Origin of the sequence: Georgenia sp. SUBG003 (assembly GCF_000715355.2) — a bacterium.
Classification (GTDB): Bacteria; Actinomycetota; Actinomycetes; order Actinomycetales; family Actinomycetaceae; genus Georgenia.
This window is the reverse complement of the sequence record NZ_CP180204.1, coordinates 255,907-277,371: the sequence shown is the minus strand read 5'-3', so window position 1 is coordinate 277,371 and position 21,465 is coordinate 255,907. Positions and strand designations below refer to the sequence as shown.

Genomic DNA, 21,465 nt, shown 5'->3' with positions numbered 1-21,465 from the left:
GGACCAGGCCGGGCCGGGAGCGAGGACGGGCATCAGCCCGCGGGGATGACCTCGATCGCGCTGACCTTCGGCTGGTCGACCGTGGCCGTGAAGTCGATGTCGAGGTTGCCGTCGGTGACGGTGATCGGAACGTCACGCACGTAGGCGGTCATCGGCGGGACGACGGCGTTGAGGTCGAGGTTGGCGATCTCGGTCCCGCCGCCCTCGAGGTTGACGCTGAAGACCCGCTTGCCGGTGCCGCCGGCACCGCCGCCGGTGGCGCCGTGGTAGATCTCGGCGAAGTGCAGCCGGACCACGTAGTTGCCGCCGTTGACGGGGATGTTGTAGCCGAAGCTGCCCAGGTTCGTCGTCGCCGACCGCTCGCTCTGGTACAGCACGTCGTCCGTCGTCCCCGCGATCTGGGTGACCTGGGAGTTCGAGTACGACTTGCCGCCGGCGAAGAACTGGTCCGCCGCCCACTGGACGCCGCCGATAGTGACGGCACCGCCGCCGGCGTTGATGCGGACCGGGGCCTCGTCGACCTCGGGGAGCGCCACCTCGACCGGGGTGGCCGTGGCGGAGACGGTGCCCGAGAGGTCCACCGCGAGCACCCGGTAGTACCCGGTGCCCGCCGCCGGGACGGCGTTGTCGGTGAAGCTCGTACCGGTCACCGGGGTGCCGCCGGTCAGACGGGTCCAGGGACCGGTCGAGGTAAGGGACCGCTCCACGTGATAGCCGACGACGTCGGCCTCGGTCGAGGCGTCCCAGTCGAGGACCACGCTCTGGCCGTCCACCTCGGCCGCCAGTCCGCCCGGGGCCGCCGGCGCCGTGGCGTCGTGCGGGGTGACCGGGAGGATGTTGGTGACGAGGTAGACGTTGTCCTGGAAGTCGCAGTTCGTCGCCCCGATGCCGCACTGGTTCGGGGAGGTGATGTAGTCGTGCCCCACGATCCAGGAGCCGGCGACCGGGTTTCCGTCCTTGTCGATGACGGGCCAGGTCTTGACCGCCATGTAGTTCGGGTTGGCGGTGTTCTGGCCGGAGACCGTCAGGTTGAAGTTGCCGGTCGGGCTGGTGGTCAGCTGCGTCGGCCCGGACAGGGCGTTGTTCAGCGGGTAGATCGACTGGCCGTAGTCACCGTGGTGGGTGGCCGTGGCACCGTTGACGTTGATCGTCTCCGTCTGGCCGCAGCAGCCGTGGAACGCGGCGATCTGCCGTGCGGTCACCGGCTTGGAGGAGTCCATCCGCTTCCACTGGAAGGACCGCACCTCGTCGCCCTTGAGCGCCGACGTGCGCATCTCGTCGCCGTTGACCAGGGTGCCGATGTCCGTGGTCCAGCCGTACAGCGCCGAGACCTGGTTGAGCGTGAGCTCGTTGTTGCCCTCCGGCGCGGTCATGAACCCGCCGCGTACCTCGAACGTGCTGATCGGTGAGGCCGCGTCGGAGGAGGTGATCCGGACCTGGGCGGCGCGGATGCCCCTGCCGCCGGTGGTGGAGGTGAAGTTCACCGGGATCGGGACGGACTGCCCGGGGGCCACGGTGAAGGGGGTGGCCGGCAGGGTGCCCAGCGTGAAGCTGGACGCCGCGGAACCGGTCAGGGCGACGTCGGTGACCCGAAGTCCCTTCGTGCCCGTGTTGGTGACGTTGACCGTGCCGGTGCTCGGGAACTTGTGGACGCCGAGGCCGGAGTTGATCTTGTGGAGCACGAGCCAGTCCTCGTACAGGCCGGGGACGGGTTCGCCGGCCTGCCGGCTGACCTGGGTGTTGGTCAGGTCCACCGTGCCGCCGACGTCGAGGATCTCCAGGGCGACCTCCCGCACGGTGGTGCGCCCGTCGCTGTCGACGGCCGTCACCTCGAGCGTGTGGTTGCCGACGCCGAGGTTGAACGGGCCGACGTACGCCGTGGCCGGCCCGCCGTTGACGCTGTACGTCAGCGTCTCGAGCGTGGCCCCGGCGGCGACCGACGCGGCGACGGCCACCTCCACCGGACCGCCGGAGTAGGACGAGCCCACGCTGACACCGTTGAGGGTGACGTCCACGGACGGCGCGCCCAGGCTCTCACCGGTGATCCGGATGTAGTTGACCTTGGTGTTCGTGCCCGTGTTGGTCAGCGACAGGCGGCCGTCGCTCACCTCCACCGTGGCGGAGGCGGCGGCGAACGGGGCGGTGCCCGTGGGCGCGAAGCCGTCGATCAGCTCGACGCCCTCGACGGCGAGGCCGTGCGTGGAGTCGAGGAACCCGGCGTCGCCGACGGAGACCTCGACGCTGTAGGTGCCGTTGCCGAGCGCGTGCTCCCAGGTGCCGTTGGTGTAGCTCTGGGTGGCGTTGTCCAGGAAGGCGAACGACTTCAGCCTGTCGTCGCTCGGGTAGGCGATGCCTCCGGTGGCGGTGGCGCGGTAGCGGGTGGCCACGGTGCGGTCCACCGGCTGCCCGGTGTCGGCGTCGATCCAGCCGAACCCGCGCGCGTCGGAGAAGGCCTGCCCGGCCTCCCGGGTCCACCCAGCGGTGAGCGGGGCGGACTCGGGGCCGAACGCGATCTGGACCTCCTCGCCGGCCGGCGGCGGGTCGACCGGGTCGAGGCCGTCGCCGGTGATGGAGACCCAGTTGACCTTCGTGTTCGTCCCGGTGTTGGTGACGGACAGCTTGCCGTCGGTGACGGTCACCGTCCGCACCCCCGTCTGGAACGGCACCGCCCCGGTGGGCACGAAGCTGGCGATCACCGGCTGCCCCTCGGCGGCCACGCCGTGCGTGGAGTCGAGGAAACCGGCGTCACCCACGGACACCGCGACCTCGTAGGTGCCGTTCGGCACCTCGTACTCCCAGACGCCGTCGGTGTACGCCGGCTGGGAGGCGTTGTCGAGGAACGCGAACGACTTGAGCCGGTTGTCGCTCGGGTACTCGATTCCCGTGGTGGCCGTGGCGCGGTAGCGGGTGGCCACCGTGCGGTCCACCGGCTGCCCGGTGCCGGCGTCCAGCCAGCCGAAGCCACGCTCGTCGGAGTAGGCCAGGCCGGACTCGCGGACCCAGCCGTCGCTCAGCGGCGCCGACGACGGACCGAAGGCCACCTTCACCTGGGCGCCGTCGGACGGGTCGTCGCCCTCGACGTCGAGCGGGACGATGTCGACGTAGTTGATCTTCGTGTTCGTCCCCCCGTTCGCGTCGATCGTGAGGAACCCGTCGGTCAGGGTGACCTCGGTGGTGGCGGTCCGGTGCCGGGTGTCTGAACCGGCCACCCCGGTGGGCAGGAACGGCGCGATCAGCTGGTCGTTCTCGACGTTGATCGCGTGCTCCTCCGGGTCGGAGTTGACCGTGGGGTCACCGGCGGCGACCGTCACCTCGTAGGTGCCGTCCGGGAGGGCGATCTCCCAGAAGGCGTACGCGGAGACGCCGTTGAAGGTGTTGCCGTTGGCGGTGACGTCGGCCGCCTGCATGTGCATGAGCGTGTCGAGCCGCTGGTCCGGCTGGGAGGTGTTGCGGTCACGGCCGTTGCCGGGCCCGGTGGTGCCGCCGACGGACAGGTCGATCGGGTTCTCCGTGCCCTGGTCCTTCCAGCCGAAGGTCAGGCCATCGCCCTGGTCGCTGCGGGTGCGCTGCCCGAAGGCCTGCCCGAAGTCGCGCAGGTAGCCGGCGGGCAGCGCGGCCGCCTCGTTGGAGAAGTTGATCCTGACGGCGTCCTCGACCGGTCCCGGGGCGTCACCGGCCGGCTTCACGCCGGTGACGAGGAAGACGTAGTCCTGGTAGTCGCCGTTGCTGGCGTCCTCGAAGGCCACGACGTAGGCGTTGGCCGTCGGGGCACCGGACCGGTCCTTCGCCGGGTAGATCCGGGCCCGGTGGGCGTTCGAGGCCGGGGAGTTGAGCCGGTCCTCGGTGTAGCCGAGGCGGCCGAACGTGTTCGAGAAGTAGTAGAACCCGAACTCGGCGTCGCCGGGGTCGAAGCTGGTCTGCGAGCCGGAGCTCACGGGCGGCAGCAGGGACTGGTAGCCGGTGATGTCGATCGAGCCCACCTGGTGGCGCTCCGCCGTCGTGCCGTCGCCGGTGTACCAGCCGAACGGCAGGTCCTCCCGCGGGGCGTACTGGGCCAGCGGCGTCATCGTCACGGCGGCGTTGCCGGCCTTGACGAAGAGCGGCTCGAGCACCTCGTCGCCCTTCGCGGCGGGGTCCATCCCGCCGGCCAGGGTGGTCCAGCCGACGTCGACCGCGTGGCCGAGGGTGCCCATGACGTCGTGCAGCGTGGGCTCGTTGCCGCCCTCGATGCCGTTCATGGTCAGGCCGTACAGGCCCACGTCGACCGTCTGGTCCCCGCCGGTCAGCCGCAGGATCGCCGAGCGCTGGCCGACGGTGGTGCCGGGCCTGAACTGGACCTGGTAGGTGGCGCTGGCCCCGGGGGCCAGCTGGCCCCCCGTGCCGGTGAGCGAGAACTCGCCGGCGTTCGCGCCCGTGAGGGACGCGCCCAGCGTCACGGTGTCCGTGGAGAAGTTCGTGACGGTCACGGACTTCTGCCCGGAGGTCGTGGACTTCACCGCGGAGAACACCAGCTCGTCGACCGAGGTCTCCAGGGCGGGTGCCCGGTGCTCCTCGGGGACGCGCAGCAGGAACATCTTCTGGTCGCTGCCGCCGCGGTTGTACTGGTTGACGTAGAGGTTGCCGGTGCTCGGGTCCTCGACCACCTCGAGGGGGTCGTTGAAGCCGTCGACGCCGGTCATGGTCGAGTTGGCCACGCCGGTCAGGCCCTCGGACGTCTGGGCGCCCAGGATCTCACCGGTGCCCGAGTCCGCCTGCAGGAAGATCAGGTCGTTGTTGTTGGAGAACCTGGTGACGATCAGGCGGCCCTTGAGCTGGCCGTCGAACGTCTCCGACTGGTACTCGAGCGCACCGTTGGGCGACTTGTTGAAGCCCAGGTTGTAGGCGATGCCCCGGTAGTTCGGGTCGGGCAGGGTGCCCGAGGGGTACTTCGAGCCCCCCTGCCCCGCCGCGGTCGGCGGGTTGGCCGGGTCGTTGCCCTCGTGCAGCACCCACTCGCAGCGCTCGGGGTTGGGGTGGCCGTAGTAGCCGTGCTCCTCGACCCGGTACAGGTGGTCCTGCTGGGTGGGGTGGTTGGCGATCGCCGGCACGGACCCGCCGGTGTAGGGCTCTCCGTCGATGCGCCGGCTGAGGCAGGCGTTGGTGACGTCGAGGCCGTTGACCGTGGAGTAGCCGGGGATGCCGGCCGCCGCCACCCGGGTGTACGTGCCGTTCGCGTTGGCCGTCACGCCGGGGCTGTTCGCGCCGCCCGCCGTGCCGTTGGTCGGCACGTACAGGCTGCCGTTGGAGTGCCACACCAGGTCGTACGCGTTGCGGATGCCCGTGGCGTGGATCTTCAGCGGGGCGCCGGCCGCGAACGGGTCGTAGGTGCCGCCGTCGGCCGTCTTGACGTCGATCGGCGCGTTCCCGGCCATGGCGGCCTGCACCTGCGGGTGGTCCTGGTCGAAGACCAGGGCCGCCGCCGTCAGCAGCTTCTCACCGCGCTGGCCCCAGCTGTTGTCCAGGTCGCCGGCGGCCTGGTTCGAGCCCTGCAGGAAGTACAGGCGCCCGTCCGGGCCGTAGGCGATGGAGTTCGTCAGGTGGTCGGTGAGCGAGCGGGGCAGGCTCGTGAACACCTTGTGCTCGGTCTGCAGGTTGGGCCCCTCGAGGAGGCTGACCCCGCTGATCCACTCCTGGGTCTCGCCGCCGATGTTGGCGCTGGTGGAGGTGACCCAGAGCCTGAGGTCGCCCGCGGTGGCGTCCCGGTCGAAGACCAGGCCGATCATCGCCCGGCCCTGGTAGCCGAGGTCCTCGAGGTTGGACAGGGTCCCGTCCTCGTTGACCGTCATGCGGAACAGGCCCTGGCCGATGGTGGTGCCGTACAGCTTGCCGTCCGGGCCGAAGGCGAAGGACGCCCAGTACTTGTTGGCCGCGACCGGCAGCTCGACCTTCTCGAACCCGATGCCGGTGAGCGGGGTGAACTCGTCCTCGCCGATGATCTCCCCGGACCCGGTGGTGAACACCGAGGTGAACGGGACGAACGCGGCGCCGAAGTTGTCCTTCACCTGGTCGGTGACGACGAACCGGTAGGCCTTGTTGCCGTCCAGCGCCTCGTCCGGCGAGAGCGAGATGACGTCGTTGCCGCCGGAGGTGCCGACCGTGACCGGGACCGGGGTGCCCGTGGCGGCCTCGAAAAGATGCACGTTGCCCTGGAGGGTGGTCGGGTCGACGCCCACGCCCGCGTACGGGATGCGGATGGTGGCGGACACGCCCGCGGTGACGTCGTGGTCGGTGCCGCGGTTGTCCGGGAGCACCGTGTCCACGTGCGGGGCCATCTCGAGGCCGGTGACCTCGACGTAGGCGATCTTGGTGTTCGTGCCGCCCACCGGGGAGAGGGTCAGGCGACCGTCCCACACACCGATCGTCGTCGTCGCGGTGAGGTACTCGTTGGCCGTGGTGGCCTGGAAGCCCTCGATGCCGACGCCTGCCTCGGCGTTGATCACGTGGAAGGAGTCGTACCCGTTGGTCCCGCCCTCGTCGCCGACGGCGATGGTGACCTCGTAGAGGCCGTCCGGGACGGCCATCTCCCAGGTGCCCTCGGTGTCGACGCCGTTCGTGCCGACAATGTCCCCGTACTGCATGTGGAGGATCGAGTCGAGCCGCTCGTCGATGCCGGCCCGCCCGCGGTCACGCCCGTTGCCGACGAGGGAGAGCTCGTGCCCGTCCGCGTCGACCCAGCCGTAGGTGAGGCCGGTGCCCTGGTTCGCGCCGGTGCGCGAGCCGTAGGCCTGGCCGTAGTCGAGGACGTAGCCGGCGGCCGGGGTCATCGCCGCGGCGCCGAAGTCGACCTTGACGTCGAGGTCGTTCGGCACGCGCGGCACACCGTAGGCCTCGTTGGAGAGGAGCGACTCGTTGCCGGCCCCGTCCACCGCGCGCACCGCGTAGAAGTACGTGGTGCCGTTGGTGACGGTGGTGTCGGCGTAGGTGGTCCCGGTCACCGGCGCGTCGCCGGAGACGAGCTCGCCCGTGAGGACGACGTTCGGCTCGAGCGACCGGAAGACCCGGTAGCCGACGACGTCGGTGGACGGCGAGGCGGTCCACGCGAGGTCGACGACGCCGTCGCCGGCCGTGGCGGCCAGCTCGGTCGGGGCCTGGGGGGCCTCGGTGTCGTCCTCCTCCGTGAGAAGCCCGGTCGCCTCGTTGGAGACGGCGGACTCGTTGCCGGCCGCGTCGACCGCGGTGACCACGTAGTAGTAGGTCACCCCGGGCTCGGCGGTGCCGTCGGAGTACGCGGTCCCGGTGAGCGGCGTCGCGTTCAGCGGGGTGCCGTCGGCCGTGACGCCGGGCCCGGTGCCGCGGTAGACGTGGTAGCCGACCGTGCTGGTCGCGGCCGAGCCTGTCCAGGACAGGTCGATCGCGGTGGTGCCGGAGACGGCGACCAGGTCCGCCGGGGCGACGATCGCCTCGACGGCGACCTCCGCCTCGTTCGAGACCACGGACTCGTTGCCGGCCGCGTCGACCGCGGTGACCACGTAGTAGTAGGTCTCGCCCGGGGTCACGTTAGGGTCGGAGAAGACCGTCACGCCCAGGGCCGTGGCCCCAGAGTACGGCTCGCCGTCCGCCGTTACCCCCGGCTCGGTGCCGCGGTAGACGTGGTAGCCGACCGTGTCGGTGGAGACGCTGGCCTGCCAGGACAGGTCCACCACGGAGTCGGTCGCCGTCGCCGCGAGCGCGGTCGGTGCCTCCGGCGCGACGGTGTCGGCCGGGCCGTCGATCTTGGCGTACGAGATCCGGGCCATCGCGTGCCAGACGTTCTCGTAGTACTCGACGACAACCTCGTGCGGTCCGTCCGTCAGCTCGACACCGACGACGGTGGCGTCCTTGCCGTCGTTGTCGTGCCACTCGTCCAGGACCGTCTCACCGTCGACCATGATCCGGATGCCGTCGTCCGCCCGGGCGGCGAAGTGGTACAGGCCGGCGCCCTCGTTGATGGTCCTGCTCCAGCGGGCGGAGAAGCCGTTGGCGTTCACGCCCGGAGCCGGCGAGCCGGCGTCCCAGTCGAAGTCGACCGCGGGGACGCAGCCGACGACCACGGGGTCGCCGTCGAGCGTCTTGCCGTTGTAGTACTCGGCGGCCCACTGACCCACCGGGCACTCGGGCGCACCGTCGTCGATCTTGACCCAGTCGACGTGCACCTCGGCGTGGTAGACGCCGTCGTAGTGCTCCACCACGACGTCGTGCGATCCGGCGGTGAGAACGAGCTCACCGGTGTAGGTCGCCTTGCCGTCGCCGGCGTGCCATTCGTCGATGACGGTCTCGCCGTCCACCTTCACCCGGATGCCGTCGTCGGCCCGGGCGGTGAACTTGTAGGTGCCGGCTCCCTCGTTGAGGGTGGTGCTCCAGCGCGACGAGAAGTTGTTCGCGTTGACCCCGGCGGCGGGTGCGTCGGCGTTCCAGTCGAGGTCCAGCTCGTCGATGCACTCGACCGCGACGACGTCACCGGCGAGGTCCTTGTTGTTGAAGTACTGGCCGGACCACTGCCCCGGCTCGCAGACGGGGGTGCCGTCGTCGATCTTCAGCCAGGAGGCATGCACCTCGGCGTGGTAGACGCCGTCGTAGTGCTCCACGACGACCTCGTGCGCACCGTCGGCGAGGACGACGTCAGCCGCGTAGGTGGTCTTGCCGTCTCCTGCGTGCCACTCGTCGATGACGGTCTCGCCGTCGACGATCACGCGGACGCCGTCGTCGGCCCGCACCGAGAACTGGAAGGTGCCGGGGCCCTCGTCGAGCGTGGTGACCCAGCGGGACGAGAAGTTGTTCGCGTTGACACCGGCCGCCGGTGCGTCGGCGTTCCAGTCGACGTCGACGGCGGTGGCGCAGTCGATCGCCGCCGGGTCACCGGCGAGCTCCTTGTTGTTGAAGTACTCCACCGACCACTGGCCGGGCTCGCAGACCGGCGACTCGTCCTCGACCTGGATCCAGCTGACCTGTGCCTCGGCGTGCCAGACGTTGTCGTAGTACTCGACGACGACGTCGTGGGTGCCGGCGGCGAGGGTGACGGTGCCGGCGTACGGGGTCTTGCCGTCGCCGTCGTGCCACTCGTCGATGACCGACTCGCCGTCGACGAAGACGCGGATGCCGTCGTCGGCCCGGGCGGAGAACTCATAGGTGCCGGCGCCCTCGAAGGAGGTTGTCCAGCGGGCCGAGAACCGGTTGGCGTTCACACCGGTCGCGGGAGAGCCCGCGTTCCAGTCGAAGTTCATGCTGTCGACGCACTCGACGATGACGGCGTCGCCGGAGAGCGAAGTGCCGTTGAAGTACTCCGCCGACCATTGACCCGCGGCACAGACCCCGGGCTCGGTGGTGACGGGGATCTCGACCGAGACGGCGTTCGACGGCGCCGAGGCGCCCTCGTCGTTCGTGGCGACCACGAGGTAGTGGTAGGTCGTGCCGGCCTGAAGGTCGGTCGTGTCGAGGTACTCGGTGGACGCGACGGTGGCGTGCGGCTCGCCCTCGGCGGTGGCGGGGACGCCGACGCCGCGGTAGACCGCGTAGGAGGTGGCGCCGTCGGCGGCGGACCAGGTGAGGGTGACGCCCTCGTCCGTCGCCTCACCGACGAGAGCCGTGGGGGCGGCCGGGACGGCCGGCGGCTCGGGCACGACGACCTCGACGGCCGTCGAGGCCTCCGAGACGCCCGCCTCGTTGGCGGCGACGACGACGTAGTAGTAGGTCTGCCCCGCCTCGGCGGTGGTGTCGAGGTAGTTCGCGTTCGCCAGCGGTTCGGCGTTGAGCGGGGTGCCGGCGGTGGGCACGGACGCCTCGGTCGAGCGGAAGACGTCGTAGGACTCGGCGCCCTCGACGGCGGACCAGGCCAGCTGGACGCCGGTCGAGGTGACCTCGCCGGTCAGGTCGACCGGCGCGGCGGGGGCGATCTGCTCCGCGGGGACGACGACCTCGACGGCCGCGGAGGCCGGTGAGGCGCCGCCGTCGTTGGTGGCGACGACCGCGTAGTGATAGGTCTGGCCGGGCTCGGCGGTGGTGTCGAGGAAGGTCGCCTCGGTGAGCGGCTCGGCGTTGAGCGGGGCACCGTCGGTGGGCACGGACGCCTCGGTGGCGCGGAAGACGTCGTAACCGGTGGCGCGTCGACGGCGGTCCAGTCGAGCTGCACGCCGCCGGCGCGGCGGTCCCGGTCAGGCCGGTGGGCGCCGCCGGCGCGACGGGGGCGTCCGCCTCGGCGTAGATCCCGACGTAGGCGAGCTTGGTGTTGGAGCCGCCGACGGCGTCGATGGTCAGCGAGCCGTCGGTGACCTCGACGGTGGCGACGCCCTCGTCGTACTCGCGGGCGGAACTCGGGTTGAACGGGGAGACGACCGCGACGCCCTCGGCGTTGACGGCGTGCACGCTGTCGTAGCCGCCGCCGCCGGCGGAACCGGTGTCACCGACCGCGGCGACGACCGTGTAGCTGCCGTTCGGCAGGTCGTACTCCCACTCGCCGTCCACCGACATGCTCGAGTGCTGCATGTGGATGATCGTCGCCAGGCGCTGGTCGCTGGTGACCCCGGTGCCGGTGCGCAGGCGCGTCAGGGTGCTGAGGTCGAGCGGGGCACCGGTGGCGTCGCTGCGCCAGCCGGATCCGGCGCCGTCGGAGTAGGCGGCTCCGGTGTCCGCGGTGTATCCGTCCGGGGTGGTGGCGGCGGCGGTCTGGAAATTGATCTGAGCGACGGTCTCGCCCTCGACGGCCGGGACGGTCGCCTGCGTCTCCGCGGCGACGGACCGGTTGCCGGCGGCGTCCTCGGCCACGACGGCGTAGTGGTAGCTCTGCCCGATGAAGACCCCCCGGTCGGTGAGGTCGGGCGTGGTCAGCAGCGTGGCCCCGCCGATGCCGTTGCCCGACGTGGGCACCGGGCTCGAGGCGCTGCGGTAGACGCGGTAGCCGACGACGTCGGAGGAGACGTCCGCAGGGGTCCACGACAGCTGAACGTCGCCCGGGGTCGGGGAGGCGGTCAGGCCCTGCGGCGCGGCGGGAGGCTCGGCGTCGAGCTCGGCCACCGCGAAGTCCTCGAAGGTGTAGCTCAGCGGCGCCGAGTCCAGCATGTTCCGCTTGGTCGCGAAGATGCCGCCGAAGGAGGTGACGTCCTCGATCGGGCGGACCAGGCGCGATCCGTCGGTGTAGTTCGCCGGCAGGGCGAGCGATCCCAGGGCCTGCTCCGGGTTGTCCCCGATCTGGTACCGGCCCGTGATCACGTCGTTGACGGTGTTGACGGTCATCGTCAGCGTGACCGGCTGGCTGCCGATCGTGGTCTGGCTCAGGTCGACCATGACCTGGTCCGCCGACGGGGCGGCGGCGCTGCCGTTCGCGGTGAGGCCGTTGATCTCACGGGAGAGCTGGATCTGGCGGCCGGTCGAGCTCGAGCCGATGAGGGCGAGCTTGACGTAGTTCTGGTCGTCCGGGCCGAACCACAGTCCCGCCTGGGCCGAGCTCGTGGCCGCGGTCGGGCTGTTGAGCGTGGTGGTGAACTCCAGGTTCGACGCCGCGGCGTCCACGCCGACGCCGAGAGTGTTGTCCTGCTGGTTGATCAGCCCGGTGGCGCCCGTGTTGGAGTACGCGATGCCCTTGGTCGTCGTGATGGTCAGCTTGCCGTCCGCCACGTCGAGGAGCTCGGGGAGGTAGTAGTCGTTGTTGGCGCTCGACGGCTGCACCATCGTGAAGCCGGTGTCCTGGTCCTGGGCGTCGTGCAGTCCGCCGTCGGCGCCGTCGAAGGTGATCTCGCGCGTGTTGCCCGCTGCGGAGATTTCCGCGGCGGGCAGTGGCGAGTACGGCGACGTCGCCCACGTGGCCGGATCCTCCGGTACCTCGGCGATCGGCATCGAGGTGGCCGGCGAGGCCCCCAGAGCCAGGGTGGCGACGACGGCAAGGGTCGCCGCGGAGGCGACCCCTGCTCGTCTCCTGTGTGGTGCGCGCGGTGCTGAACGACGAGACATGAAGGTCCTCTCCCGGAAGTCCTGCGTGGTGCTGTCGTGCGACTGATTGCCGGTGCCGCCTGCGTCACGGACCGACGGCTTTGCGCGCCTACACCACCAGCGACCCGCGTCCGGAAGGCCCGGATTAGGGAGTCGAACGGGACGAATCGAGGGGGTGAGTCCAGGGTGAGTGCGGGAGGAGGAGGGCGCTGCGAGGGGGCGAGTCCCCCGCGTCCGGAAAGTTCCGGGCCCGTTCCCCGGGCGAGACGGTCGAGTCCTGGGAGACTTTTCGGACGGGCGACCCCGCCCCGAAGCCGTACACGGAAGGACGCCGCATGCGTCTGGTAGGCCCACTGCTCACCGCCGCGGTCTCCACCGCCCTGGCCGGCACCGTCCTGGCCGCGCCGGCGGCCGCGGCGCCGCCTCCCGGCGAGGAGAGCTGGATCGTCGAGGTCGCGCCCGGCGCCCACGACGACGTCCGCGGCGTCCTGGGCGGCATGGACGCAGAGCCCGAGGCGGAGTTCGAGGAGGTCCTGGACGGCTTCGCGGTCCAGCTCGACGACGCGGCGGCGGAGGAGCTCGCCGACGTCCCGGGCGTCCGGGCCGTCCTGCCCAACAACCCGGTCAGCGTCGCCGAGCCGGTCAGGATCCAGGGGGAGGTCCAGATCGCCGGCGAGACGGGGGTCTGGGGGCTCGACCGGATCGACCAGCGGACGCTGCCGCTCGACGGCAGGTACAACGAGTCCTCGTCCGCGGGGGCCGGTGTGCGGGTGTACGTCGTCGACACCGGCGTCGCGCCCGGCCTCTCCGACATGCCCGGGACGGCAGAGGGGTACTCGGCCTTCGGAGAGGACACCTCGGACTGCCAGGGGCACGGCACGCACGTGGCCGGCACGGTCGCCAGCGACACCTTCGGCGTCGCGGAGGGCGCCACCATCGTCCCCGTCCGGGTGCTCGACTGCGCCGGCTTCGGCGACACCCGCGCCGTCCTCGCCGGGCTGGACTGGGTGCTGTCCACGCACCCGGCCGGCACGCCCGGAGTGGTCAACCTGAGCATGGCTTCCGAGGTGCCGGACGGCGCCATCGACGCGGCCGTGGCCCGCGTCGTCGAGGCGGGACTGTTCGTCACCGCCGCGGCCGGCAACGAGGGCGTCGACGCCTGTACGTCCTCCCCCGCCCGGTCCCCGTACGCCTACACGGTCGGCGCGACGGACACCGGCGACGAGCGCTCCTGGTTCTCCAACTGGGGGCCGTGCCTCGACGTCTTCGCCCCGGGCGAGGAGATCCCGTCGCTGGACATGGACGACGGCTACTACAACGTCCAGTCCGGGACGTCGATGGCGAGCCCGCACGTGGCCGGTGCCGCGGCGATCTACCTCGGCCAGCACCCGGACGCCACCCCCGCCCAGGTCCGCGCGGCGCTGGACGGAGCGGCGGCCGGCCAGGTCGCCGACGCCGGTTCTCTGAGCCCCACCAAGGTGGTGACCCTGGGGGCCTCGCTCACGCCTGGGGCGCCGAGGGGCGTGGCGGTCACCAACCTCGCATCGTCGGCGGTGACGCTGTCCTGGTCCGCGCCGTCGGCCTCGCTGGTCGCACCGACCGGCTACGCCGTCGAGGTCCGGCGGCCGGGCGGCGCCTGGCAGGTCGGAGCCACCACCTCCAGGACCAGCGCGACGGTGACCGGCGGCGTGCCGGCCACCGGGCCGTACGAGGTGCGGGTCGTCGCGAGGGTGGGGCAGTTCGCCGGGGCGCCCTCGAACGCCGTGAGCCTGACGTCCCCGGCCACTGCGCCCGGGCCGGCTCCCGTCCCGCAGCCGGGCACCGACGGCTCGGTGACCTTCTACCTCAACGACTCCTGGACCTCGACGGCGAACCACGTCTTCCGGTACGGCCGGGCCACCGACGGCGCCTACGTCGGTGACTGGGACGGTGACGGCGTGGACACCGTGGCCGTGCGCCGGGGAAGCACCTTCTACGTCACCGGCGGCCAGCGCGGGACCGCCACCAAGGTGTTCACCTACGGCCGCCCGGGCGACGTCGTGCTGGTCGGTGACTGGGACGGCGACGGCGTCGACACCCTCGCGGTGCGTCGCGGCGCGGAGTACCACCTCAAGAACACGGTCACCGGCGGGCCGGCGGACCGGGTCATCGTCTACGGCCGAGCGGGCGACGAGGTCCTGGTCGGCGACTGGGACGGCGACGACGACGACACCTTCGCCGTGCGGCGCGGCCGCGAGTACCACATCAAGAACACGGTCACCGCCGGGCGGGCCGACACGATCGTTCACTACGGCCGTCCGGGCGACGTCGTCCTCTCCGGGGACTGGGACGGCGACGGCGACAGCTCCCTCGCCGTGCGCCGCGGGAACGTCTACCACGTCAAGAACACGATCGCCGGCGGCAGCGCCGACCTGGCGCTCGCGTACGGCCGACCGGCTGACTCGGTTCTGGTCGGCGACTGGAACGGCGACGGCACCTCGACGCTGGGAGTGCGCCGCACGAGCTGACCCACCGTCGAACCCGCGCTGGCCCTCCGGTCCGCCGCCGGGCAGCGAGTAGTATCGGGCGCAGAATTCCCCATTCCTGCGTCGGTGCAGGCCCTGGACACGACCCCCGCCACACCTGCGCGGGCAGGGCCAGGGCCGAGCCGCCGAGACGCACCGAGCAACAGGACCAGCTGAGCCGAGATGCCCGCCCTGCAGCGACCGGACGTGAGCGCGGTGAGTGCCGCGTCCTCACCGACCGCAGACGCAGAGGTCCGGACGCCGCCGGCGGGCACGGCCCTGCCGCCGCCGGACCCGGGCACCATCCTCCCGCCGCCGGACCCGGGCACCATCCTCCCGCTGCCGGACCCGGACAGGACCCCTACCTCGCCCGGTGCCGGCACCGCCCCTCCCCCGCGCGCCGGGGATATGTCACGCCAGGTGTCCCTGCCGTCACCGTCCCAGTCACCCACCAGCACCACGTCCCCGGCAGCGCCCGTACCCCATTACCCGGTCCGCCTCACCGCCCGACAGGTCGTTCTTGAAGAAGTACGTGCTGCCCCGGCGCACCGCCAGGGTGTCCCTGCCGTCACCGTCCCAGTCACCCACCAGCACCACGTCCCCGGCACGCCCGTACGCCACCACCCGATCTGCGTCGCCGCCGCTCAGGCTGTTCTTGAAGTGGTACTCCCTGTCCCGGCGCACCGCCAGGGTGTCCCTGCCGTCCCCGTCCCAGTCACCCGCCACCACTCGGTCGAGCACCGTGCCGTAGACCAGCTGGCGGCTCGCCACCGTGCCGAGGTCGTCGGAGAAGAGGTAGAGCTGGCCGGAACCACCGATCTCGCCTCCCTTGGCGGTGGCCGGAGCTCCGGCGGCCAGACCGACGAGGAGAGCGCCCGCGATCAACGCGCGGGCGAGTCGCCCGAACACCACCGCACGGCCCCCCGATCGCCCCCGTCGACGAACATCGTCGTCCGCAATCACTGTACGAGGATCCGGTTGCGGCCGGTACAGAATTGGATGGGGCCCTCCGAGGGTGACATCTGCCACGTGGCTTCGAACCGCCACCCGGGCTCTGCCGGCCGGGTTACCGTGCTTCGGTGATTCGGAACGGCGGCGGCGTGAACTCAGTCCTGGCACGGACCGGCAGTGCGGTCCGTCGGACGGCGGTGCTCGTGCTCGCCGCTCCGCTGCTCCTCTCGCCCGCCCCCGCGGCGGCGGGTTCGGAGGAGCCCGAGCCGGTGGGGCCGCTCGAGACCTGGGTGTGGAACAACGGCACGGACGACCTCGGGCCGGCAACGTCGGGCCAGTACCAGGTGGGGAACAACGCCTTCGCGCGGGACCACCTCTACGGCCGGCTCTACGTCAGCCCGGGCGGTCGGCATCCGGTGGTCGGGAAGATGTTCCGGGCCTTCGTCGCCAACGGCGGCCACGGCCGGCTCGGCTACCCGGTGGGCGAGGTGACGACGACGGCGTCCGGGGTCGCGTACCAGGAGTTCCAGCTCGGCAACGTCTACGTCTCCGCGCACGGTGCGTTCGCGGTGAACTACCCGATGTTCCGCGTGTTCGACTCCCGGGGCGGGGTCGAGTCCCTGGGCGCGCCCGTGAGTCGTGAGCGCGTCCAGGGCGACCGCTGGGTGCAGGACTTCGAGGGGACAACGCTCAGCGTGCGCCGTGACTGGGGGCAGGACTCCCTCGGGGTCCGTCGTGGGTCGACGTACTTCCTCAAGAACGAGATCTCGCCGGGCGAGGCCCACGACACCATCGCCTACGGCCGGCCGGCGGACGTGGTCCTGGTCGGCGACTGGAACGGCGACGGTGCGGACACGCTCGCCGTGCGCCGCGGCGCCGAGTACCACGTCAAGAACAGCATCTCCGGCGGCCGGGCCGACCAGGTGATCGTCTACGGACGCCCCGACGACAGCGTGCTGGTCGGCGACTGGGACGGCGACGGCAAGGACACCCTCGCCGTGCGCCGCGGCGCCGAGTACCACATCAAGAACAGCATCTCCGGCGGCAGGGCGGACCAGATCGTCACCTACGGGCGTGCCGGGGACGCGGTGCTCGTCGGGGACTGGAACGGCGACGGCAAGGACTCGTTGACCGTGCGTCGAGGCAACGAGTACCACATCAAGAACTCCATGCGGGACGGGGCGGCCGACCAGGTCACGAACTACGGCCGTGCCGACGACGTCGTGCTGGTCGGCGACTGGGACGGGCGGAGCCGGAACTACTCGCGCATGAGCCAGGCGGTAGGCGAGACGGCGGCGGTGGAGGAGGCCTCGACCCTGTCCCGGCTGACACCGGGCTGGGCGAACAACTCCGTCAACGCCACCGCCTTCCGGAAGAACTCGCTCACGACTGCCGAGATCGACGGGCGGACGATGCAGTTCGCGGCCTACTACAACCCGTCCGGCGAGCTGGTGCTCGCCCGGCGGGACCGCGACGCGGGTACGTGGGAGTACGAGTGGACGCCCTACCGCGGGAACGTGGTCGACGCGCACAACTCGATCAGCATCGCTGTCGACGGCGACGGCTATCTGCACGTCGCGTGGAGCCACCACAACAGCCCGCTGCGCTACGCACGCTCGGTGGCGCCCGGCTCTCTGGAGCTGGGCCGCGAACGGTCCATGATCAGTCCGTACGACCAGGAGAGCGTGGTGACCTACCCGGAGTTCTTCCGTCTCCCGGACGGTGACCTGTTCTTCCTCTACCGTGACGGTGCCTCCGGGAACGGCAACGTGGTGCTCAACCGCTACGACCACGAGGAGGCGCGGTGGGCACGGGTTCACGACAACCTCATCGACGGACAGGACACGCGCTCCGCGTACTGGCAGGCCGCCGTGGACTCCCAGGGCCGCCTGCACCTGAGCTGGACGTGGCGCGAGACCCCCGACGTCAGGACGAACCACAACATTCTCTACGCCCGGTCCGTCGACTCGTCCGGCGAGACCTTCGAGAGGTCCGACGGCTCGTCGTACCAGCTGCCGATCACGTACCACACCCCGGAGAACAGCCGCAGCGCCGAGGTCGCCGCCGTGGTGCCACAGGGCAGCTCGCTGATGAACCAGACGTCGATGACGGTCGACGACGACGACAAGCCGTACATCGCGTCCTACTGGCGCGAGGGCGACGGTCCCGTGCAGTACCGGGTCGTCCGCCCGGACTTCGTCGATCCCCAGCCGGAACCCACGCCGGAGGACGAGCCGACGGAGGCGTCGACGGACGAGCCGGACGACACCTCGGGGGCTGGACCGACCGCCGCACCCACCACCACGCCGACGCCGCAGGACACCACCACGCCGACGCCGGAGGCTGCCACCCCCACGGCGGACGCTGCCACGCCGGCGACGGAAACCGACTCCGGCGCCCTGCCGGCGGCCGGCGGCTCCATGTCAGAGGACACCGGACCGGCACCGGAAGGGCCCTCCGCGGGGGCTACCGAGTCCCCGGCGCCGCCGTCGTCCGAAGGTGCCGCCGCGGACCCGACGGCGCAGGGCGCCGCCACGTCGGTGTCGTCACCCCCGGACCCCCCTGGCCCCGCGGCGTCCGGCTGGGAGGTCATCGACACGGGGATCCGTAGCAGCACCTTCTTCCTCGGCGGTGGCGGCACCAAGTCGGTGCCGATCGCGCGGCCGCAGATCCTCGTCAGCGGCATGGGCGACGACGCCACGGTCCACCTGCTGATCCGCGACGCGGAACGCGGGAGCAGGGCGTCGCTCGTCTCCAGGCGAGGCGACGACGACGAGTGGGAGGTCGTGGACCTCACGGCGGGCTCGCTCGGCGAGTGGGAGCCGAGCTACGACCTGGACCTGTGGCGCTCGCACCGCGAGCTCGAGGTGTTCGTCCAGAACGTCACGCAGGTCGACGGCGAGGGTCTCGAGGAGTATCCGCCGCAGTTCGTCTACGTCCTCGCCGTGGAGGGCCACCTGCTCGGGGTGTGACGCCCGTGGTCCCTCCACGGCGGGCCGGACAGGCCCCGCGGGGCCGGGAGCTGGGTCGGCCGGGCCCGGTCCGATGCGGCACACTAGGGGCCCATGCGAGGAATCATTCTTGCCGGCGGGTCCGGCACCCGGCTCCACCCGATCACCCAGGGCGTGAGCAAGCAGCTCGTGCCGGTGTACGACAAGCCGATGGTGTACTACCCGCTCACCACGCTCATGCTGGCGGGCATCCGGGACGTGCTGGTGATCACCACCCCGCACGACGCGCCGTCCTTCCAGCGCCTGCTCGGTGACGGGTCGCAGTTCGGCATCTCGATCACCTACACGGTGCAGGAGGTCCCGAACGGGCTCGCCCAGGCTTTCGTCCTCGGCGAGGAGTTCGTCGGTCAGGAGTCCGCCGCCCTCGTGCTCGGCGACAACATCTTCTACGGGCCCGGCATGGGGACCACGCTGAACCGGTTCGGCGACATCGACGGCGGCGCCGTGTTCGCCTACCACGTCTCCGACCCCACCGCCTACGGCGTCGTGGAGTTCGACGAGAACTTCCGCGCCCTGTCCCTGGAGGAGAAGCCCGCCGAGCCCAAGTCCTCCTACGCGGTGCCCGGCCTGTACTTCTACGACAACGACGTCGTGGAGATCGCCAAGAACCTCCGGCCGTCCGCGCGCGGCGAGTACGAGATCACGGACGTCAACCGCGCCTACCTCGAGCAGGGCAAGCTCCAGGTGGAGGTCCTGCCGCGGGGCACCGCCTGGCTGGACACCGGGACGTTCGACTCGCTGGCGGACGCCACCGCGTTCGTGCGCACGGTCGAGGCACGCCAGGGTCTCAAGGTCGGCTGCCCGGAGGAGGTCGCCTGGCGTCGCGGGTTCCTCGACGACGACGAGCTGCGTGAGCGGGCCGAGCCGCTCCGAAAGTCCGGCTACGGGGAGTACCTCATCGCCCTGCTGGAGCACCGCCTCTGACGCGTCGCGGTCCCCGGGCGTCGCCGTACCGCAGCGCCCGGGAACCCGCGTCAGCTCGGCGTCACCGCGCGCCGAGAACCTGAGGAGCCGCGGCGTCCCACCGCTCGGCCCAGTCGCCGATCGGGCTGACACCGGCACGCCCGAGCGCCTCGTGGCCCAGCACGCTGAAGGCCGGTCGGGGCGCAGGACGCACGAAGGCGTCCGACGTCGTCTCGCCGACCATGCCCGGGTCCTTGCCGAGAGCCGCGACGATGCGCTGCGTGAATCCGTGCCACGAGACCTGGCCGCCGGAGGTGGCGTGGTAGGTGCCCGGGTCCACCTCCGCCTCCACCAGCCGCACGACGAGGTCCGCCACGTCCGCGGTCCACGTGGGCTGCCCGACCTGGTCGGCGACCACCTGCAGCGCGTCCCGCTCCGCAGCCAACCTCGCCATGGTCTTCGGGAAGCAGCCGCCGTGCGCGCCGTACAGCCACGCCGTCCGCACGATCAGATGGTCGGACGTTTCCGCGCGCACCGCCCACTCCCCTGCTGCCTTCGTCCGCCCGTAGGCGGAAGCGGGGCCGAGCGGTGCGTCCTCCTCGTAAGGCTCGGTGGCGCTGCCGTCGAAGACGTAGTCGGTCGAGACCTGAACCATCCGTGCACCCGCGCGGCGCGCGGCACGGGCGAGAAGCTGCGGGCCGACGGCGTTGAGGGTGAACGCCTCGGCCTCCTGGGTCTCTGCGTCGTCCACCGCCGTCCACGCGGCGCAGTTGACGACGACGTCCACGTCACGCACCGCGGCGGCGACCGAGCTCTCGTCCGTGATGTCGACGTCGGCGCGCCCGGCGGCGCGAACCTCGTGCTCCGTGGTGAGCCGCTGAACCAGGTCGGTGCCCAGCATCCCCGCCGCACCCGTGACCAACCAACGCATCTTCCGCCCTCTCCTCGTGAATCTCCCGGGCAGCCTAACGACCGACGGCCCGGCGCGGCGCCCCGGCCCGAGGGACCGGTCGGTCGCCTCGCGCGACTCTGTCCGTATTGGCTCGACCCGCGTTACTGTGGGCGCCGGGAGTCGGGGGACCGAACGGGCCCCCGTGCCGCACGGCAGGTGGCACCGCGCACCACGTCCCCGCTCCCGCGGACAACCGAAGGACTTCCATGCGCACGTTCCGTCTGCTCACCTCGTTCGCCCTGGCCGGTGCTCTGGCGCTCGTCGGCACCGTGACCGGCGCTCGTCCCGCTGCCGCGGCGGAGGAGGTCTACCCCCGCGCCGTCCAGCGGCTACTGGGACGTCGACGGTCGCGGCTGGGGCCACGGTCGCGGGATGTCCCAGTGGGGTGCGCAAGGAGCGGCGCAGCAGGGTCTCGGCTACGAGGCGATCCTGGACTTCTACTATCCCGGCACCACGATGAACTCGGTGCTCAACTCGAACATCCGCGTGGGCCTCACCGCTTACACGCCGACGACCACGGTCACCGTCGGCGTTCCGGCCGGCCAGAAGATGACCGTCACGGACTCGGTCACGGGAGCACGCATCGTCAGCGAGGCGACCGGCCGGTTCACGGTCACGCGAGACGCCTCTGGTTACAGGATCGAGCGGCGCGACAGGATCGACGTCAACGAGGCGGACACCGACACCGGCATCCGCAACACCTACAGGTCGAGCGCCCGAGAGATCACGTTCTCCACCGCCGACGGCGTGGCTCTCTTTCCTGCCCAGAAGGCGACGGACGGCACGTGGTACCGCGGCAGCATGCGGTTGGTCGGGGCTTCGTCGCAGGCAGACGCGTTCGATGTCGTGAACCACCTGCCTCTCGAGGACTACCTCCGTGGTGTGGTCCCGCGCGAGTCCCCTTCAGGCTGGCACCTGGAGGCACTGAAGGCACAAGCCGTCGCAGCCCGGAGCTACGTGCTCGCCACGCGCCAGACCGGTCATATAGACACCTGCGACACCACAAGGTGCCAGGTGTACGGCGGGCGCGCCCAGGTGGTCGCACGGGATCGACTTCCTGCCGAGATCCAGCGAGGCTGACTCGACCGACAGGGCGATCAAGGAGACTGCGGCCAGGTTCGCTGGTACGGCGGGCGGGTCGCGTTCACCGAGTTCTCCTCCACCAACGGCGGCTACTCCCGGCAAGGACGTGCATACGGCGCCGATG

General features: G+C 71.2%; 8 protein-coding genes. 4 read left to right on the top strand and 4 right to left on the bottom strand.

Annotated features, from left to right (window positions below; genetic code table 11):
• Positions 1–32: 32 nt before the first annotated feature.
• Both DA06_RS01165 and DA06_RS01160 read right to left on the bottom strand, forming a co-directional pair.
• Positions 33–9,407, bottom strand: a complete 9,375-nt coding sequence (locus tag DA06_RS01165; RefSeq protein WP_418608309.1) for a PA14 domain-containing protein — start codon at positions 9,405–9,407, stop codon at positions 33–35.
• Positions 9,408–9,585: 178 nt separating this feature from the next.
• Positions 9,586–11,958 (bottom strand): hypothetical protein, encoded by a 2,373-nt coding sequence (locus DA06_RS01160; RefSeq protein WP_418606723.1) that lies wholly within the window; start codon positions 11,956–11,958, stop codon positions 9,586–9,588.
• A 314-nt stretch (positions 11,959–12,272) separates the two neighbouring features.
• Between DA06_RS01160 and DA06_RS01155 the strand changes: the two genes are divergently transcribed.
• Entirely contained in the window at positions 12,273–14,444 is a 2,172-nt protein-coding gene (locus DA06_RS01155; RefSeq protein ID WP_052436208.1) for a S8 family serine peptidase, read from the top strand.
• 441 nt (positions 14,445–14,885) lie between these two features.
• Here DA06_RS01155 and DA06_RS01150 read toward each other — a convergent pair whose 3' ends face one another.
• The gene (locus DA06_RS01150; RefSeq protein ID WP_418606722.1) at positions 14,886–15,350 is read right to left on the bottom strand and encodes a hypothetical protein; all 465 of its coding nucleotides are present in this window, start codon (positions 15,348–15,350) and stop codon (positions 14,886–14,888) included.
• 191 nt (positions 15,351–15,541) lie between these two features.
• On the opposite strand from DA06_RS01150, the gene DA06_RS01145 reads away from it, so the two are divergent.
• Both DA06_RS01145 and rfbA read left to right on the top strand, forming a co-directional pair.
• Positions 15,542–18,364, top strand: a complete 2,823-nt coding sequence (locus DA06_RS01145) for a BNR-4 repeat-containing protein (RefSeq protein WP_418606721.1) — start codon at positions 15,542–15,544, stop codon at positions 18,362–18,364.
• Positions 18,365–18,457: 93 nt separating this feature from the next.
• Positions 18,458–19,327: a glucose-1-phosphate thymidylyltransferase RfbA gene (rfbA, locus tag DA06_RS01140; RefSeq protein ID WP_043496718.1), complete on the top strand. Its 870-nt coding sequence runs from the start codon at positions 18,458–18,460 to the stop codon at positions 19,325–19,327.
• Positions 19,328–19,388: 61 nt separating this feature from the next.
• On the opposite strand, the gene rfbD is transcribed toward rfbA, so the two are convergent.
• Entirely contained in the window at positions 19,389–20,237 is an 849-nt protein-coding gene (gene rfbD, locus DA06_RS01135) for a dTDP-4-dehydrorhamnose reductase (protein WP_043496717.1), read from the bottom strand.
• A 393-nt stretch (positions 20,238–20,630) separates the two neighbouring features.
• Between rfbD and DA06_RS01130 the strand changes: the two genes are divergently transcribed.
• The gene (locus DA06_RS01130) at positions 20,631–21,338 is read left to right on the top strand and encodes a SpoIID/LytB domain-containing protein (protein WP_043496716.1); all 708 of its coding nucleotides are present in this window, start codon (positions 20,631–20,633) and stop codon (positions 21,336–21,338) included.
• Positions 21,339–21,465: the final 127 nt, after the last annotated feature.

Bases quoted from the DNA above. Each gene is read 5' to 3' on its own strand.
- DA06_RS01130 (WP_043496716.1), top strand. From the start codon at position 20,631: ATGTCCCAGTGGGGTGCGCAAGGAGCGGCGCAGCAGGGTCTCGGCTAC.
- rfbA (WP_043496718.1), top strand. From the start codon at position 18,458: ATGCGAGGAATCATTCTTGCCGGCGGGTCCGGCACCCGGCTCCACCCG.
- DA06_RS01160 (WP_418606723.1), bottom strand. From the start codon at position 11,958: ATGTCTCGTCGTTCAGCACCGCGCGCACCACACAGGAGACGAGCAGGG.
- rfbD (WP_043496717.1), bottom strand. From the start codon at position 20,237: ATGCGTTGGTTGGTCACGGGTGCGGCGGGGATGCTGGGCACCGACCTG.
- DA06_RS01155 (WP_052436208.1), top strand. From the start codon at position 12,273: ATGCGTCTGGTAGGCCCACTGCTCACCGCCGCGGTCTCCACCGCCCTG.